18 protein-coding genes are annotated in these 18245 nt (G+C 41.4%); 8 read left to right on the forward strand and 10 right to left on the reverse strand.

From position 1 onward, the window contains the following. Window positions 1-42: 42 nt before the first annotated feature. The 3 genes from rppB to AC5590_RS26585 form a co-directional block, all read right to left on the reverse strand. On the reverse strand, window positions 43-1428 hold the full coding sequence (gene rppB, locus AC5590_RS26575) for a two-component system sensor histidine kinase RppB (RefSeq protein WP_169266340.1): 1386 nt from the start codon (window positions 1426-1428) through the stop codon (window positions 43-45). Continuing rightward, complete coding sequence (gene rppA / locus AC5590_RS26580; protein ID WP_169266341.1) at window positions 1418-2119, reverse strand: two-component system response regulator RppA; 702 nt, start codon at window positions 2117-2119, stop codon at window positions 1418-1420. Before rppA ends, rppB begins: the two co-directional genes overlap by 11 nt. Before the next feature lie 99 nt (window positions 2120-2218). Then, window positions 2219-2593: a transposase gene (locus AC5590_RS26585; RefSeq protein ID WP_169266328.1), complete on the reverse strand. Its 375-nt coding sequence runs from the start codon at window positions 2591-2593 to the stop codon at window positions 2219-2221. A 397-nt stretch (window positions 2594-2990) separates the two neighbouring features. On the opposite strand from AC5590_RS26585, the gene gntT reads away from it, so the two are divergent. Both gntT and AC5590_RS26595 read left to right on the forward strand, forming a co-directional pair. Continuing rightward, entirely contained in the window at window positions 2991-4370 is a 1380-nt protein-coding gene (gene gntT, locus AC5590_RS26590) for a guanitoxin biosynthesis MATE family efflux transporter GntT (RefSeq protein ID WP_169266342.1), read from the forward strand. Window positions 4371-4572: 202 nt separating this feature from the next. Continuing rightward, window positions 4573-5532, forward strand: a complete 960-nt coding sequence (locus AC5590_RS26595) for an SMP-30/gluconolactonase/LRE family protein (RefSeq protein WP_169266343.1) — start codon at window positions 4573-4575, stop codon at window positions 5530-5532. Window positions 5533-5771: 239 nt separating this feature from the next. On the opposite strand, the gene AC5590_RS26600 is transcribed toward AC5590_RS26595, so the two are convergent. Both AC5590_RS26600 and AC5590_RS26605 read right to left on the reverse strand, forming a co-directional pair. Continuing rightward, on the reverse strand, window positions 5772-6113 hold the full coding sequence (locus AC5590_RS26600; protein ID WP_169266344.1) for a DUF5615 family PIN-like protein: 342 nt from the start codon (window positions 6111-6113) through the stop codon (window positions 5772-5774). Next, window positions 6113-6436: a DUF433 domain-containing protein gene (locus AC5590_RS26605; RefSeq protein WP_169266345.1), complete on the reverse strand. Its 324-nt coding sequence runs from the start codon at window positions 6434-6436 to the stop codon at window positions 6113-6115. Before AC5590_RS26605 ends, AC5590_RS26600 begins: the two co-directional genes overlap by 1 nt. A 255-nt stretch (window positions 6437-6691) precedes the next feature. On the opposite strand from AC5590_RS26605, the gene AC5590_RS26610 reads away from it, so the two are divergent. Then, window positions 6692-7825 (forward strand): hypothetical protein, encoded by a 1134-nt coding sequence (locus AC5590_RS26610; protein WP_211178543.1) that lies wholly within the window; start codon window positions 6692-6694, stop codon window positions 7823-7825. A gap of 93 nt (window positions 7826-7918) precedes the next feature. Further along, a complete protein-coding gene (locus AC5590_RS26615) occupies window positions 7919-8137 on the forward strand; it encodes a hypothetical protein (protein ID WP_211178544.1) in 219 nt (72 codons plus the stop codon). Window positions 8138-8659: 522 nt separating this feature from the next. Here AC5590_RS26615 and AC5590_RS26620 read toward each other — a convergent pair. From AC5590_RS26620 to petJ, 3 genes are all read right to left on the reverse strand, one after another. Further along, a complete protein-coding gene (locus tag AC5590_RS26620) occupies window positions 8660-8992 on the reverse strand; it encodes a type II toxin-antitoxin system RelE/ParE family toxin (protein ID WP_169266346.1) in 333 nt (110 codons plus the stop codon). Next, a complete protein-coding gene (locus AC5590_RS26625; protein ID WP_169266347.1) occupies window positions 8976-9266 on the reverse strand; it encodes a type II toxin-antitoxin system Phd/YefM family antitoxin in 291 nt (96 codons plus the stop codon). The genes AC5590_RS26620 and AC5590_RS26625 overlap by 17 nt, the downstream gene beginning before the upstream one ends. A gap of 203 nt (window positions 9267-9469) precedes the next feature. Then, window positions 9470-9817, reverse strand: a complete 348-nt coding sequence (petJ, locus tag AC5590_RS26630; RefSeq protein ID WP_169266348.1) for a cytochrome c6 PetJ — start codon at window positions 9815-9817, stop codon at window positions 9470-9472. Between the two features lie 235 nt (window positions 9818-10052). Here petJ and AC5590_RS26635 point away from each other — a divergent pair, with 235 nt between their 5' ends. Beyond that, window positions 10053-11522 carry a serine aminopeptidase domain-containing protein gene (locus AC5590_RS26635; RefSeq protein WP_169266349.1) on the forward strand — a complete coding sequence of 490 codons (1470 nt, stop codon included), beginning with the start codon at window positions 10053-10055 and terminating at the stop codon, window positions 11520-11522. Between the two features lie 228 nt (window positions 11523-11750). On the opposite strand, the gene AC5590_RS26640 is transcribed toward AC5590_RS26635, so the two are convergent. Further along, the gene (locus AC5590_RS26640) at window positions 11751-13388 is read right to left on the reverse strand and encodes a chemotaxis protein CheB (protein ID WP_169266350.1); all 1638 of its coding nucleotides are present in this window, start codon (window positions 13386-13388) and stop codon (window positions 11751-11753) included. Between the two features lie 1140 nt (window positions 13389-14528). On the opposite strand from AC5590_RS26640, the gene AC5590_RS26645 reads away from it, so the two are divergent. Genes AC5590_RS26645 through AC5590_RS26655 form a run of 3 tightly spaced genes read left to right on the forward strand, consistent with a single transcriptional unit; the run spans window position 14529 to window position 17475 of the window. Further along, window positions 14529-15500: a glycosyltransferase family 10 domain-containing protein gene (locus tag AC5590_RS26645; RefSeq protein ID WP_169266351.1), complete on the forward strand. Its 972-nt coding sequence runs from the start codon at window positions 14529-14531 to the stop codon at window positions 15498-15500. A 33-nt stretch (window positions 15501-15533) separates the two neighbouring features. Then, window positions 15534-16532, forward strand: coding sequence for an Npun_R2821/Npun_R2822 family protein (locus AC5590_RS26650; RefSeq protein ID WP_169266352.1), 999 nt, complete (start codon window positions 15534-15536; stop codon window positions 16530-16532). Window positions 16533-16542: 10 nt separating this feature from the next. Continuing rightward, window positions 16543-17475 (forward strand): Npun_R2821/Npun_R2822 family protein, encoded by a 933-nt coding sequence (locus AC5590_RS26655; protein ID WP_169266353.1) that lies wholly within the window; start codon window positions 16543-16545, stop codon window positions 17473-17475. A 245-nt stretch (window positions 17476-17720) separates the two neighbouring features. Here the strand turns inward: AC5590_RS26655 and AC5590_RS26660 are convergent. Then, a partial coding sequence (locus AC5590_RS26660) for a hypothetical protein (protein WP_211178545.1) occupies window positions 17721-18245 on the reverse strand: 525 nt, incomplete at its 5' end.

The raw sequence follows: 18245 nt of genomic DNA on the forward strand, positions 1-18245 counted from the left end.
CTTAACCTGTCAACGATGGCAACACTACTGTGAAGCAGACTTTCATGGGTTTGGGTTTGATAACGGGTTAACAGTTAAAGGCAATTGAACGATGAAGGTGCTACCTTTACCAAGTTGGCTTTGCACATGCAGGCTACCTCTGTGTGCTTCAACAATTGCTTGAGCGATCGCCAGTCCTAATCCTGATCCACCAGTGGTACGCGAGCGATCGCTATTCACCCGATAAAAGCGATTAAAAATCCGCTTTTGCTCACCAGGTGCAATGCCAATCCCCGTATCTTGAACTTCAATCACAGCATAACCGTTGTTGCATTTGAGAATGACATTTACATAACCGCCTGCTGTGGTGTATTTAATCGCATTAGCAATCAAATTAGAAAGCAGCCGTAAAAGTTGGTCTTCATCTCCCATCACATACAACGGCTGATCAGACAACACAGAAGATGTTAATTTCAAAGAAGCTGCACTCGCTAACGCGGAAAACTCTTCTATAAGGTCATGAATCAAAACGTTGAGACAGCAAGGTACCCATTGTGTCGCCAGCGTTTGCTGATCCAATCGAGATAGTAGCAGTAAGTCACTTACCAGTTCAGCGAGTCGGTAATTTTGACGTTGAATAGATGCCAGGGTATCTCGTGCTTCTTGTTCAGATAGATGTTCTATATCAAGTATAGTTTCTACTGTTGCATTAATTGCTGCTAGAGGAGTACGCAACTCATGGGAAGCATCAGACGTAAACTGTTGCATTTGTTTGTATGACCTGTCAATTGGTCGCATCGCCAACCCCGCTAGCCACCAACTAGAACCGCCAACAAGGAGTACTGTAATTGGCAATCCCAGCGCCAAAACCAATTTTAAAGCAGCGAGACGATTATCAAGCTCTTTGAGAGAGCGCCCCACCTGTATATAGCCCCAAACCTGATTATCTTGAATATGCAACGGCAAAGTCTTTTGATTATAACGATTGCCTTGCGGGTCTTTGAGTGTTTGCCACACTTTTGTTTGCACAATCGCTGGTAATTCGTGAGGTTGGAAACCAGCTGCAGCAATTAAGCGTCCTGAAAGATTGACAAAACGGATGTAATATTGCTTATTTTTGTAAACAGGACTAAAAAGACCGTGTTCAGGAAGTGTATGTTGGCTTTGACCAAAGATTTTTTCAGTAGGGCAGCTAGACTCAACTAGACAAATATTTGGTAGAACCTGTTGGAAAACTGGCTCCATACGACCAGGTTTTTTCAAAGTCGGTTCAATCACATCATGTAGTGTGCCTGAGACAGACTCTAGTTCTTGGTTGATGGAAAACAAGTAAGCGTCAATAATGACCTCATAAACGACGAAACCGCATACAGTCAAAATCAGACCCATTACTACTGCATACCACAGAGCAAGGGAGGTGCGAGTCTGACGAAACAGTCTAATTTGCATCGCTGGAATTGAAACGATAGCCCATACTCGGGACGGTTTCGATAAAACCATCACAACCATGTTCTGACAATTTACGTCGCAACAGTCGGATTTGAGCCGCCACTACATTACTAATACGTTCCGCATTCAACGTATAAAGATGGCTCAAAATTTGTTCGCGGCTAAGAATTTGGTTGGGATGTTTCATGAAGTATTCCAACAGATGAAATTCTTTCTTGGTTAAAGAAATGACCTGACTATCACCATTAGGGTGTTGATAGCAAACTGTACCACTACCATAATCTAAAATAAAACTACCAACTTGAAGTTGTTGAGGCTGAAACTGGGGCGATCGCCTTTGCAATGCACGCAACCGCGCCAGCAATTCCGCCATCCCAAACGGTTTAACCAAATAATCATCAGCCCCTGCATCCAGTCCAGCTACCTTATCTGCCATACTATCTTTAGCTGTAAGTATCAGAACGGGTAAAGGATTGCCACGAAGCCGTAATCGCTTGCAGAGTTCTAAACCCGATATTCCTGGCAGTAACCAATCAAAAATTGCCAGTGTATATTGTGTCCATTCGTTCTCCAGGCAAATCCAAGCTTCAGTACCGTCTAAAACCCAGTCAACAATATATTTTTCCTTGCTCAATTTTCGCGCTATTGACGCGCCTAGATCTGGCTCATCTTCAACTAGGAGAATTTTCATAACGAGCAGAGATACCTTTGAAGTTTGTTCATCAATAAACTCTAAGCGTAGTCACACTAAGTAAGTGGGCGGGGAAATTTATAACTATGTAACGAAAACTTAACCAGAGCGATTAGAGTTAAACCTGATACGTTGTGTACTGTAGTTACCTTTTTCCCCCCTAGCTTTGATACCATCAATCACGGCATAAGCGAGGTCTAACTCATCATTGAATATTTGCCCACATAGTTCATCTTTTTTAAGGTGCTGCGACTCCAATTCAATTGGGTTCATCTGCGAACAGTATGTAGGCAAAAAAAAGATGTACAAACCCATGTGTTCCCACTTTGACCATAACTTTTGGGCGTCTTTACATCGGTGTATTGATCCGTTATCTTGTACAATTACTATGATGCGTCCAGCGTTTTGAGCTTCTTGGGCTTCTTGTTCCATCATTTGGATGTAGGACTTGCGGTCAACCCCACCGATGACCAAACCATAAACAAAGCTAATTAAAGCGTTTTAGTAGCTCACTTTTGTTAAAATTGAGGTCGCGATGATCGCCTCTAAAAGAGCTTGTTCAGTATGTTGTCAATGGATAACTTTTTTTATGTAAAGATGAGCTTAATATAGCAGAGATGATAAAGTCCCAGCCAGTTAGCCAGATAATCAACTCAGGAGTTATCTGTTCTATGATTTTCTGTGACGAGCAGCACAGCTTAAAGGATAAAGACTGATCGTATAACTGATTGAGGGTTGAACAGTTTTGCCACTGTAACTCAGCTTTAAGATGTTCCCAAAATTGTTGTATGGGGTTCAGTAGTGGAGATAATGGTGCTAAAAAGATAGGGATAATCTTCTCTTGAATGCAAACAAGTTTAGCGGAAAATTTATGGCTTTTGTTAACCTCACGAGTGAACATGATGCTAAGTTTGATTTTTTAAATCGCTTTTGCCGATTAGCAACTGTCAATATTCTTTCAGGTATCATGGTACCTCTAGCAGGGTTAGTCGATGTGGCATTTTTGGGACACTTGACTGAAATCCGTCACTTAGCAGGAGTCATCCTGGCTACGATCTTGTTTGAGTACCTCTACCGCGTTTTGAAATTCATACGCTCTTCAACCAATAGTATGACAGCGCAAGCCGTTGGACGAGAGGATTTCAACGCAATGATGCTAGTGGGACTGCGAAATGGCTTAATCGCTTTGGGAATAGCCGCACTAATTCTGATTTTCCAGTACCCCATAAGAGAAGTGGGATTTACCCTATTGAGTGCAAATTCAGAGGTAAAAGATGCAGGTGTTGCTTATTTCAATGCTCGAATCTGGGGAGCACCTGCAGTTTTGCTAAACTATGTTTTGATTGGTTGGTTTTTTGGGCGGGAGATGAATAGCTTCGTATTGGTGATGTCCCTGATTGGTAACGCAGCAAACGTTGTGCTGGACTACGTAATGATTATCAATTGGGGTTGGGAAACTGCTGGGGCTGGATTAGCAACAGCTATTAGCCAGTATTTGACGCTGTTGGTCGGTCTGACGTTTGCGTGCTTTAATATCAAATGGCAGGATTTCCCCGCTGTTCTTCAAAAGGTTTTGGATTGGCAAGCCCTTAAAGCCTCCTTTGCCTTGAATGGAAATATACTTATCAGGTATTTAACTTTTATTACTGCTTTAGCCGTGTTCACCAATTTGAGTTCGTTAATGGGGACAACAATATTGGCTGAAAACGGTTTACTATTACAAGTTGTGACTTTAAGCGTTTTCGTCATTCAGGGAGTCGGACATGCTACCCAAAGTCTGACGGGTAAATTTAAAGGTAAAGGTGATTCCAAAAGGTTATTGCCACTTATTATAGTTGCAACGCTGACTAGTTTGTTGTGTGCACTTCCCTGGGCAATAGTATCTATCGTCTTTCCAAAAACAATATTTGGATTATTAACTAATCATGCTGAACTCACCAATGACATTGATAAGTACACTCTCTGGTTACTACCTGTGTTAGCATTTGCTGCGATCGCTTTCATGCTAGAAGGATATTTTATTGGTTTAGCAGAAGGCTCGACTCTACGTAACTCTTCCTTAACTGCCCTTGGGGTTGGATTTATACCCTTAGCTTTTGTTGCTTGGTATTTTCATAGTAACCATATTTTGTGGTTAGCTCTTTGTTTGTATATGATAACCAGCATGGTGATACTTGTGATACAGCTGCCAAGAACGTTTCACAACCACGATACTCATCATCAGCAGATCGCAACAACAAACATAACCTAAAAGCATTTGTCTATTATTAGACGCATTGCCCAATCTTGCTAAATCAATAATCGCATCCAATACGGTTGGTGATAAGCACGCTTAACACAAACCCGGTTTCTTAAAGAAACCGGGTTTTTCTGAGCAACAATTGCGTTAACCGAACCCTTGATTTTTCTTCTCTGGTTTGAGATTGTTAACTAAAGTATACGTAAAAAAACTGATGTCAAGATTAAAGTTTATTTTACTGTTCGTAGTCGTAGTAGTCTCATTGATTACTTTCGATTTTGCTAGCACCCAAGCTAAGGTTATCAGTCTCAACCGCTATATCCTTCCTGGAGAGAGGGTTTTTCCAGAAGGTATTGCTTATCAACCCAAAACCAAAGACTTTTTTGTCAGCAGCACCACAGACGGCACAATTTTTCGAGGAAATCTCCAACAGGAGTCAGCGGAGGTGTTCTTACCCGGTGGTGCTGATGGGCGCACAACAGCCATCGGCTTAAAAGTGGACGACAAAGGTCGTTTGTTTGTAGCAGGAGGCAATACTGGTCAAATATTTGTCTACAATACTCACAGTGGCGAACTACTCGGTCAATTTAAGAACCAAAAGGCTTCTACATTCATCAATGATGTTGCTATTTCCCCAAATGGAGAAGCCTATTTCACTGACTCATCTGATCCAACTTTATACAAAGTTTCGATTAATGAGGCAAATGAAATTCAGTTTGAGGCTTGGCTCGATTTTACTGGTACGAGTCTAGAGTACCAGTCAGGATTTAACCTCAACGGTATCGCTGCAAGCTTAGATGGCAAGTACCTGATAGTTGTGCAGTCTAATACAGGAAAGCTGTTTCGTATCGACATTGATAGCAAGCAAGTCACCGAAATTGATTTAGGTGGTGAACGACTAACCAACGGCGATGGTATCTTGCTCTCGCGCGGTAAAAAGCAAATTTTGTACGTTGTGCGTAACCAGCAAAAGCTGATAGTCAAAGTTGAACTAGAAGAGGATTTCTCGCGAGGGACTGTTGTCTCTAGCACGACTGATCCGTCGTTGGCTTACCCGACTACTATTGCCCAAGTTAGGAAGCAGCTGCTAGTTGTCAACTCTCAATTTGACAAGCGTGGATCAGGATTGACAGCTGAGTTACCATTTACTGTTTCGAGTATTTCTAGTCCTTAAATCAGTGAACAGTCAACAGTGAAACTGATGACTGATAACTGATAACTGGTAACTGTTAAATCAACAATCGCACTTGTGAACCACTCTGTGTTTTACTCACTTCAATGCGGGCTTGAAAGGCTTCTTTGAGGTGAGGCATATGAGTTACGGTTAAGATACAGGTAAAATCTGCGATACGCTCTTGGCGTCTCTTGCTTTGGGCGATCGCATCTTAGTGCATCGTCTACACACAATCTTGTTCATCTCGCAGGACGCACCACACTAACCAACTTACCAGCCAAAGGTTCCCCTGCCAAAATAGCTGCATTAATTCGCTTTGCTAATCCACTTCTATCTACATCATCCGTACAAATAATAATACCAGCATGACTGGGTACATAGCGATGCAAACGTTTGAAGTCTCTGCGGTTTAGGGTTAAAACAACACGCTCGTTACTACTTGCAAATGCGAGAACTTCATCATCAGGTATTTTTAAATTAGCCTTTCGTGCTTCTTGGACGGTAACAACATCATGCCCCAAATCGCGTAAATGCTCCACAACCTCATAGGGAAACTGTTCATCTGCATACAAACGAGCCATTATTCTTCATTCTCCCGAATGGCTGTTGTTATTTCCTCTGGATATACTGTGGCATAAACCCAAGCGTTGGCTAAGTCTGTCGCAGATAAAGTTGGATAGTCTTTCAAAAGTTGAGCTTCGCTAATACCTAAATTACGAGCATTAACTAACACCCAAACAGGAATGCGGGTTCCACTAATACAAGCATCTCCACCACATACACCTGGGGTTTTCTCGATTCCACGCCAAGCATTTCCTAAACTTTGGGCTAATATCTGAATCGCCTGTGCTTTTTCGTTTGGTGTTAAGGCAAGTAGTTCTGGTTCCAACTTTTGTAGCGTCATAGGATTACTACGAACCTAAAAAGACTATATTTGAATATTCTAACCCATGCACAATATGCTTGCCCACCAGAATAAGTTTCATAAGCCTGCGTGCAGGAGATAGCAAGACATTGTTAAAACTGTGGCGATAGCTTCGCTTGCCTCACGCGCAAAGCGCACGCTACGCGAACGGCAGATCGCTCTTAACTTCCGCAGGTAGGCATATACTTAGGTTACCATACTGACAAATGGTAAAAAATCAGTCGTTTTCAGGTTATGTACGAAGCTTTCATTGATTTAGATGAATTAATAGTGCGTTGTAGAGATAAGCAAGCAAGGAAGTTTATCAAAGAAGCAGTAGCTTGTTATAGAGCAGGAGCATACCGTTCTTGTATTGTGGCAATATGGAAGGCAGTAGTACTTGATTTTCTTCATAAACTCAGAGAATTAGAGCTTTTAGGAGATAAAGAAGCATCAAAGTTATTGGAACAATTTGAAAAACTGAGTTCTGAAAAAAAGGTCAAAGAGCTTTGGCAGTTTGAGTCAGATATTCCCAAAAAAGCGCTCAAGCCATTTGAATTAATCTCGAATGTTGAGATGTCAGATATTGAAAGATTATTTGAAGATAGAAGCCGATGCGCTCATCCCTCAATGACATCTTTGGAGGAACCATTTGAGGCGACAGCAGAATTAGCACGCTATCACTTAAGAAGTGCTATTACACACCTTTTAGAAAGACCACCAGTTCAAGGTCGTGCAGCCCGTGAAAGAATTTTCCAAGATATTAAGTCTGAGTATTTCCCAACAGACTCAGAACTGGCAATAAAGTATTTTCAAAAAAGTCCGTTAGCTCGCGCTCGCTTGGCTCTTATCAAAGATGTTGTTCTTGGATTAACAATAAGCTTGTTAACAGAAAATCTTCCCGAAGACGAAAAAGAACGTCAATTTTCCGCCATTCATGCAATATCAAGTATGTATCCGGAACAAACAAGAGAAATATTGAATGATAAATTGTCTGATATTATTCTCAACAGAGTCGTTGATAGCAATTGGGATAAAGTTATTGTCTACCTTGAAAATGTTAAGGTCTGGGATAGTCTTAGTGAAGCATGTCAGTTGAAGACAAAAATGTTTCTTGATAAACTTGATAGATTTGAAATACATTTGAATCATGAAAAACGATTATCTCATAAAAGTATAATTATTTTATTGAAATCTATACGAATAGATTTTTTGAGAGAAGATGTAGTTAAAAAACTCCAATTTTCCTTGAGACATTTACTTTCTTTAAAAGAATTCTGTAAAGATACCTTACTCGATGAGATAATAAGTCCTTTATTAGAGGAGAGGATACCAGAAGCTACTTTTGATGAATTGCTTTTAATGATACAAGAAGAAAAAAAATTATGAAATGATAAAATTGAACCTTATTTAGTAGAAAAATTACAAGTAGCTTCTCTGACAATATTATTATCATTAAAATCAAGATATGAACATAATTTATTGAATGAATGGATTGAAGCAATGTTGCAAGAAAAAGTCACAGAAGCGAGTTTAGATGAGCTACTTGCCGTGAGAGATGGATATATCCATAAAATTCCTTGGAATCAAGATGAAAAGGCGAAAGCAGGGGAATTAGATGATTTACATAAAATGGTTGAAAATATTTTGGTTCAACGTATTAAAGAGGTAGATTTTGAAGATTTACTTATAATGAAATGAAAATACAATAGTGATGATTTTTTCAAAAACTTACTTCAACCCATTCTCAAAGAAAATGTTGCCACTGTAGTAGATAAATTTATAGACTCTAGCTCTTACAAGAATGCAGCATTTCATGCTAGTCTTTTAGTTGAAGTAGCTGATTCTTTGAGTGTAGTACAATGGGAATATATTTTTAAAGGTTTTTGTGATAATAATCAGATCTATTACTCAAAAAGCTGTCCGAATATTTTTTGTTCTTTGCTCAATAAGTCTATAGAGCTTAGTGGCTCTTTGCAGCCCTATTGGATATCTTTCCGAGAGAAGCTTAACAATTTTAATGATAGTCGTATTGATAGACTAAAATTTTTAATTGATTCTTATGACGCGGTTGAATGATTTTTTTGCTGTTTTACACCTTGGATCATTAAACACTTTTTAAAATATCAGTGATTATCTATCGCACTTCACAAAGAACAACTTGGTGAATGCGATTGCGCGGAGGGCAGTGCCCTTCAGGCGATCGCAGTTCTCATTCCCTTCTTATTCTTCTTCCTCGTCAATTTCTTCACTCGTCAGCAAAGCTTGCGAACTGTGACGCACATGAAGTACAAACACAACATCTTCCCGAATTGTAAACAAAATTCGGTACTTGTTTCTTGACTTACCGTAAATCAGTTGACGGATTTCCTCGGTAAGTGCATCATTTTCTGGAGCTAAAGCGCAGCGTCGTGGCTTTTCTTGTAAAGTTGCAATAGTATCCATCAATTCCCGAAACCACTTATCGGCATAAACAGGCTTTCGCTCTCTCAACCAAAAATAAGCAGCCTCAATTTCTGCATTTGCCGTTCGAGTCGTTCTAACTAGAAATGCCATACTTTTGTCGCATTTCTTGTTCAAATTCGCTCAAGGTAGTGGTTCTACCTGCTTCGACATCTTCCAATCCCTTCTTGATTCCAGCAATAGCTTCCAACTTCTCCAAAGCATCGAGCAGCTTTTGGTAAGATTCAGCATCTTGGACGACAAGTTCGGCTTTACCATTAACTGTCAGCACTACAGGTTTTCCCGTCTGCTTCATCTGTTCTAGGAATTCCAGCGTATTGCGTTTAAAGCTGGAGAGTGAATGTATATCTCGGCTAATGTTTATCATTGGGTTGATTATGCACTAAATTTGCACTTAATTTAATGCTATCCTACCCAAAAGCTTTTTCGTTGAGATAGAAAACGGTACTCAATAATACCAATTCTCTGTAAACTTGCACTTAATATTTACTCTTTTATTCTTGGCGTTCTTGGCGTCTTGGCGGTTAGTTTAATAAACATTAAGTGCATCTTCATAGAGAATTGGTATAACTAACGCCAGCCTTTTTCAGCTTGCTTTAACACATAAGCGGATAAATCTTGTATTTCTTGTTTGCTCAGGCGATCTTCGTAGGCTGGCATATTATTTTTGCCATTAGTAACAATCGAGGAAATTGCCTCAATGGAATCCATATGATATTTTTTTAGTGCTTTTAATTTTAAATTCTTGCCTCGTCTAATAATGTTGCTACCGTTAATATGACAACCAGCACATTGAACACTAAATATTTTTTGGGCGTTCACTGTATCTGTAGCGAATGCTGTAGGAATGAAGTTCAGATTTAAAACAATGAATGTCAGTAAGAGAATGATGATTAGGTTTTTCAATTTGATAGTCATTTCAATATCACACTAAGTTGGATTCTTGGGTTAACAATTTCTATTTTCAAACCAGTTCTAGCGATCGCCCATCCCTTGCGCGTGTCCGTAAGGACTCAGGGCAGACGCAATCATGCGTATCGCCAAACAATTGATTTCTACAAGCTAGATAGCTAAATCTCCTTTGCTGGGTAGAATTTTGATGCTCTATCTGTTGATTATCATCCTATATAGTGTCAGGAAAATCACGACTTAGATGAATCGCAATGCTGTATTATTGGCTGTCGCCGCACTATTGCTGATTGGCTTTTCTTGGTGGGGTGTCATTACAGCGCAAACTGGGTTACTGGTGCGTCACCTTAACCGTGAAGGAGTGCCTATGCTATACGTTGCACCACGTAACGCCGAGAAGATACCAGGTGTCCTTATCGCCCACGGTTATGCAGGTTCTAAGCAGTTGATGTTGGGTTACGGCCACGTTTTAGCACACGCAGGTTACGCCGTGATGCTGTGGGATTTTAACAGTCATGGGGCTAACGCCAAACCACTGGAACGTGGTTCACTTCAGCAAAATCTAGATGTTGCTTATGCAGTAATCTTGGAACAGCCAGAGGTTGATTCGTCGCGTTTAGCAATGCTTGGTCATTCTATGGGGAGTGGTGCAGTCATGTCAGCCGGTATTGAGAATGTAAACCGTTTTGCTGCTACTGTTGCCGTTTCGCCCACGGGTGCGGCGGTAACGCCCGAAGCGCCGCGTAATCTCCAGTTGCAAGCAGGTTCTTGGGAAGGAGGTTTTGTTGGGAATGCACAGCGGTTATTGAAGGCGGCGGGAGGAGAAAATGAAAATTTGGCTGCTGGAAGAGGACGCCAACTTGTCGTCATTCCCAACGCTGAACACATCACTATTTTGTTTAGGAATGCTAGCCACCAAGCTGCCAAAAACTGGCTTGATGCCACTTTTGGAGTGCAACGTAATAGTGACTACGTTGATCGTCGGATGATTTGGTATTTCTTGCACTTGTTAGCGTGGCTGGCTTTACTTGGCGCAGTTGCTTCTATCAAAGAAGATACGGGCAAATTCTCCACATCTTCTAAAACGTCACTACGTTTTTTCTCTGGTTTAAGAAGCTGGGGAGGTTTACTGATAGCACCGTTTGTAGCAAGTGGTGTACTGGTGTTACTGAGTCGTAGTGGCGATATTAACAGTTTGGGTGGCTTGCTGGTAGGCGGTGCAGTAAGTATTTGGTTCGGCGTTGCGGGTTTGGTTTGGTTGGCTGTTATGTTTCGCTTACCACGTCCTACACTACGAACTGTTGGTTTAGGCATAGCACTATTTGTAGTATTGTGGATTGCCTTTGGTGCAATGGCACAGGTGGTGTGGCTACAGTGGTGGCTTATTCCGGCGCGTTTAAAGTTATTTCCCCTGATGTCAATCGTTTGTTTTCCTTGGTTTTTGGCATCTGGAGTCGCACAACAAGACGTTGGAGTTGGAAAACGAATTTTGTGGTGGCTAGGGCAAAGTGTGATTTTGATAGGGGGCTTTATTTTGGTGCTTTACTTATTGCCTGAACTTAGTTTTATTTTTCTTTTGCTACCATTGTTTCCTTTGATTATAGGGATTTTTTCCTATGCTTGCAGCTTGTATAAAGAAATTTGGAGTTATGCCCTTGGCAGTGCTTTATTGTTTGGCTGGATACTAGCTGCTGCCTTTCCTTTAGCTAGCTAGAAAATCATACTTACTAACTACCGCATCAAAAAGATTTTTGATGTTTTGGAGAGGGCAGACGACATTGAAGACAACAAACTTGCCATCCTGGAATGGATGTATGTTCCGCTACTAATTCATTCCGAGCGACAACTTAAACTTCTTTACCAAGAACTTTCCAAAGACCGTTTTGTCTGGAAGATGCAGTAAATTTCAGACAACTTTTGCTACCGATTCTTCACGCTTTGCTCATTCGGTTGCTTCAGACGTCACTAGGTTTATAAGCCTTGAAGCAATCTCGTTGACTGGGAGGACGAAATCTACAGTCCCGGTGGAAATGGCAGCGTCGGGCATATCGAAAAACTCGCTAGTACTATCATCAGAGGTAATAACCTTACCGCCCATCTGATGAATCGCCTGCACTCCCAAAGCGCCATCATTACCTGTACCACTGAGGATTACGGCTATTGCCCGCTGTTTGAAACTAGCTGCGACTGACTCCAACAGCAAGTCGGCAGAAGGGCGGGCAAAATCCACGAATACGGCTTGCGAAAGGCAAATAGTACCGTTTGCAGTGACTAGCAGGTGTTCGTTTGGGGAAGCAAAGTAGATAATGGACGGTCGTAATGGCTCCCCTTCTTGTGCAAGCTTGACAGGCAAAGTCATAGAGCCGCTCAGGGCGGACGCCATTGAGCTGGAGTTGGATTGGGTGTCTAAGTGCTGTACCACGATGATGGCTGCCGGAAAGTTCAGTGGTAAGGCAACTAGGATCTGGCTTAAGGCGCTTATCCCACCGTCACCTACTGCCAGCACCACCACTTTGTCAGCAGTTAGTTCTTGTTGTGTCTCGTTATTCGGTACTTGGTTATTTGCTGTCCCAGTAGCTGTAGCAGGCAATTGACCCATGAACAGTGCTTGCCGGATCAGGTCAGAGCGCTGTTGCGCCTCAATAGCCTGCGCTTCAAAAACCTTTGCTGAGTGGATGCGGTTCCTAGAGCGCGCATCCGTAGCCGTCTTAAACATCAGCTCCGCTCGCTCTTCTAAAGAATAAATTGCCGCCCACAACGCCTTCTCTTGGACCTCAGCCTGCGCCGCCTGCAAACTAGCCTGTGAGAAGGCGTGGCCCACGCGACAGCGGAACTGGAGAAAATTTCTTTCCTGCAGTTGGAACAGGCTACCGCCGCAGTCTGGACAGATCAAGCCCGCGCTTATCCCAAGCGGTCCGTTGTTCCGTAAAGCCACCCCATCGAGTTCCACAATGTCGGGTTCCATTTCCAGTTCGTCCTCGTTAGACATATTCAAAGCTCCTTGTGTTGCTATTGGTTCATAAGTTAGCTGTACTAAAAGGGGAGCGATTGACACCACTGGCAGGATATGGTCAACGTCTACGTGTTCGATGGCGCTGTTGGGCATCCCGGAAAACAGGGCATCATCGGGGTTCTGAACGACTGCCATACCGCCAAGTTTTTTCACGTCTATAAGCCCCGCTGTCCCGTCGTCAAGCATGCCCGACAACACCACACCAACCACTCGGCTTTTGTACGCCTTTGCTGCTGTGCGAAACAGGGGATCGACCGCCGGACGACAGCGATTTTCCTTAGGACCCTGCACCACGCGGATGTAGCCGCGTTTAACTAGCAAGTGGTAGTCCGGCGGTGCTACGTAGATCCGTCCATGCTCTATAGCCTCACCGTCTTTTGCATGAGTCGCGCTCAAGGAACCACAACGGCTCAAGAGATCCGGCAACAAGCTTTTAAATTGCGGTGAAACGTGAACGACGATGAAGATTGCAGCGCTTAGATCTTTTGGCAAAGGGGCGACCAGTGTCTTCAGCGCTTCCACGCCGCCTGCTGAGGCTCCAATAACAATAATGTCGTGACCGAGCATTTATTTTTCCTTATACAATAGTATCGGAAGCGCGAATAGTACCGGAATACCCATCCCATTACTGGAACTAAGTGAAAGCCCCAATACTCCGGCAATAATCCAGTCAAGTATCTTTCTCGCTGGATTTGCGCAATTTAAGGAGGCACTTTGGAGCAAGCACTGTTTTCCTCATTTGCAAAGAAACTGACTCTGTAGTACCACTAGCAGAATTTGTCTCGCTGCTTCCACCAAAATAACCACTACTGTTGCATCTAACTTCTAGCTAAAGAATTGATCAATATTAAGTTTTAAAGTATACTTAAATACAAATTTTCCGAGCCAATAACTTGAATTTAGCGATCGCTGCTATTGTTCTGTGGAATAAACATTGGTCATGTTTTAGCATACGCGCCAAAATCAGCAGATGGAATATGGCTCGATGTCGCAGTCCGCGAGATTATTGAGGAAATTGCAAGCTTTGAGCTTGAACGAGCTATACAAACTGGTGTTTACAATAAGTATCCAGTTGTAACCCACATTCCGCATCTTGAACTTCGATGCGATACGCGGAGCGTCAAGCCTCCGGCTTATCGCCTGATTTCATTAGGACTTACGCATGAAAACCAGAGATCAAAGGTTTGGGCAAGGGTATAGGGGTTCAAACCCTTATACCCCTACACCCTTACCCCCTTACACCCTCCCATAACTACTCTATTAGGACTTACGCAAAAACCCTTTTAAACCCTCTTACTTTTGTGTTCTTTGTGTCCTACCCTGCGGGAAGCCCTTCGGGTATCTCCTGCACCAGACGCTACGCGTATCTCCTACGGAGACGCTGCGCGTTCGCTCTTAGCGTGCGCTTGCGCTTACGCCCAAGCCGTGTGGGCTTTGCGCTTACGCAGTCGCCTAGGTCGGGAAAGCGTCATTCGCGCTGTCTCACCGCTCCGCGTCTATGTGGTTTATTTTTTCATTATTTTGCGTAAGTCATGTCTATAAAAGCAAAGCCTTGATTGAACACTGTTTGAATGCTGAATTAGAGAGTGTGGAGTACACTTAGTAAGTATTGGCATCATTTTTCCGTTCTGCTACGAGTGGCTGAATCAAATTGATACGTTTCCCCTGTGCGTCTCCTTATTCTCTTGAACCACAAATTAATGAAAAATGAGCATCAAAACAGTCGGCATGATCAGCAGCTATCCTGGTTTAGATCAAAAACCAGATTGGCTATGGCAACAAACTCCTCATCCCTTTGGTGTTTGGGGTGATATTCAAATCCATTCTACAGCCCCCAAACCAGATTTCTTATTAATGTATAACTACACGTCTTTTCCGCAAGCACCGCAAAAGCAGTTGTGGTTTTGGAAGAATGCAAAGGCACAACTTGAATACGAAAAGGCACAGCAAACGCTACAAAATAAACTTATAAACATTCCTAAAGAGCGAGTCATTTATCTGTTGCGAGAACCACCTTTAGACGAAGTTATTGAATTGAATAAAAAATTTTATCAACAGGCTCAAGCGCACTGCGGTTATATTTCTGGACCAGATGATTTTGCCCCCACGCCGAATTATATGCCTGCTATTTGGTATTATTCTAACTCATTTCGTGAGTTGAATGATATGCCACCGCCAGAAAAAACTAAACCATGTAGTTGGGTGACATCTGGTATTAGTCGTACAGTTAATCATCGCCAGCGCCTGGAATTTTTAAAACTGCTGCGAAACAGCGAATTGAAGTTTGATTTATATGGTCGTGGCTTACCAGAATGGGCACAAGGAGGCGGAGAATTGAGCAACAAATGGTATGGTATGGCTCCATACTATTATAACTTGGCAATTGAAAATTATGCTGACAATAATTGGTATGTGAGTGAAAAGCTATGGGATGCTTTGCTTGCTTGGTGTTTACCAATTTATTATGGGGGAACTGCCGCAGATAAATTATTACCTCCTGGTAGTTTTTTGAGATTACCAAGTTTGGATGAAAAAGGACTTCTTTACATTCAAGAAGTGACAGCAACAACTGATGCGTGGTATGCAGCCAAGAGTGCGATCGCCGAAGCCAGACAAATTATTTTACATAAGTTAAATTTGTTAAATTGGCTCTCGGATTACGTTACAAATTGTTCATGATGACGGTAATTATGGAAATATGTGGAGACTTGGATGACTGAAGGTATTTACGTACTCGCTAACGATATCGTCTTTGACCAATTAGTAGCTTTCTTAAATAGTATTGAAGCAAATGCCGGCAAACCTTATCCAGTTTGTATCATTCCTTATGATAAAACTATTGAACAAGTAAAAGACGAAATCAAAAACAGAAACAATGTAGAAATATTTGCAGATACAGCAGCTATTGCACGTTGGGAAGATTTCGCCACTAAAATCTGGCAAACTCATCCTAGTGCTTTCCAAACTTGGCAACAAAACGGCATCTCGGGAGTTTATCGCCTAGGAATGCATCGTCGTTTTTGTGGCTTCGATGGTCCGTTTAATAAATTTATTTATTTCGATGCTGATATTCTAGTCCTAAATTCTTTAGATTATATTTTTCAGCAGTTAAATCAGAATGACTTCGTTGTTTATGATTTCCAATATAAAGATCCTACTCATGTCTACAATGTTAAGTCGAATAACTTATTAAATATTTTCCCGCTTGCTCGCATAGATTCTGAAATTTTTTGTGCGGGTATGTATGGAAGTAAAAAGGATATTTTTAATCAATCTCAACGTAATGACATTATATCACAACTCAAACAAGATGAAGCAGAAATTTTATATATGAATGCTCCCGACCAAACTATTCTCAACTACATGGTCATGAAGTCAGGCATATCTAGCTATAATTTCGCCCATCATCTCCCGGAAAATGAAAGAACCGGTTGTTGCGTAACTTCTCCCCATTTTGAAGCCATAAATAATATCTTGTATGACAAAGGTCATCCGTTAACTTATATTCACTATATCGGTTTATCGTCTCAGTTGTTTAGCCGCATTTGTTCTGGAGAAAATATTGATTTTCCTTACCGGGAAATTTTCTTGCATTATCGCTATCTACATGAACCAGACAAGCGACCAAAATTCAACAGTAAGCCGAAAGCTTACAATGCACCGCCAAGTTTAGCTACACGTATTTTCCGAAAGTTAGGATTAGCAGGTTGAGGATTATTCAATGAACCGTGGAATTTATATTATTGCTAATGATAAGGTGACTGACCATGCGATCGCACTACTCAACAGCATTCGTTTGCATGATAAAGAAACACCAATTGTCATGATTCCTTATGATGACAATTATCACAATATTGCAGATACACTGGGTACATATTATGGAGTAGAAATATATGAAGATTTAGAGTTTATTGATAGATTGTCAATAAAATTACATGAAGTTTTTGGAAACAAGTTTTTTGCTCGTCCTAATCAATTTCGCAAGCAAGCTTGTTGGTTTGGAGCTTTTGATGAGTTTTTGTACATAGATACAGATATAGTTGTCTTTGAAAAAATTATTGATAATCTGAATTATCTGAATAAATACAATTTTATTTGTTGTGATTATCAACACGCCGGTGGTATTACGAATGTCTTTACACCAAAAATTTTAGAAGAAAAAGTCTTTACTGAAGATGAAGTCAAAGATATTTTCAATGGTGGTTTTTGGGGTTCTAAGAAAAATCTTATCTCGGAACAGGATTTGTATGAAACTTTCGCCGAGTGCGCCGCACATCCAGAATATTTCGATTTTTCCCAAAAAACTTCCGACCAACCTATTATCAATTATATGCTCTTGAAGCGAATTCCTTCTCGCTTTAACATTGTCCGCAGAGAGGGTAAAGCACCAGGAAATTGGGGAGGAAGTCACCATTTTCAAACTCAGGGAAATATACTGATTGATCCTTTAGTGAATCAACCTCTACAATATCTCCACTGGGCTGGTATTCGGATTGAACCTGGTTGTCCTTATTGGGAAATTTGGGAATATTATCGCAATCTTAATCTTGCACTTCCACCCGCTGTTTTCCCAGAAAAACCAAAGAAAAGTCAGTGGGAGAAAACATTGGAGAATTTGAAGAATCAATTCAGAAAAATAAAATCTAATTTGTAAAAGTTAAGGAATCTACCTAACATATTGCTTTGACCAAGAAAGGGGTGTAAGGGTGTAAGGGTGTAGGCGAGCCACTGCCGCCAGTACTTGATGAGGGTCTCCCGACCTAGGTATCTGGTGAGACCAGCGCTGCAGGAGGGTTTCCCTCCGTAGGCGACTGGCGAACCCGAAGGGCGTGAAAAAGGTGTTTGTTTCATTCGTAGCGGGTGGTGCGCCGCCAGTGCGCCTGCTCTTAAGAGTTTGCCTCAATTGATCTGACATGAATCTTTGATAGTGTTAATTATTTGTAAAGCAGTATCGAAATCGGGGATGGCATAGTACAAGCGGCGTTCACTCTGCAACTTTGAAAGAAGTGCAAAAGCTTCGTAGTCACAAGCGAAAATTTTAAACTCGTACTGGATTTCTTGACTAGCTGCATTTACGAAAATTGGTTGCCAATGATATCCATTTTCGGTAAGCCAGTTAGTGTATCTGCTGGATAATGGCAATTGTTCCAGTTTTCCCCATTTGATTAAAATTGCTGTTTCAATTTGTTCTTGATGTATTTTTACTCGGGCTAAATGAGTTTTCAAGGCAATAAACTGACAAACAGCTTCGATATTAACTTCCTTTAAATCATTTGAAATTTTTTGAATGAACTTCGACTGAGCCTTAATGTTCTTGGACTGAGCAATAACTTCCTTTGACTGAGCAATAACTTCCTTTGACTGAGCCTTAACTTCCTTTGACTGAGCCTTAACTTCCTTTGACTGAGCCTTAACTTCCTTTGA

This window comes from Brasilonema octagenarum UFV-OR1 (assembly GCF_963888615.1).
GTDB lineage: Bacteria > Cyanobacteriota > Cyanobacteriia > Cyanobacteriales > Nostocaceae > Brasilonema > Brasilonema sennae.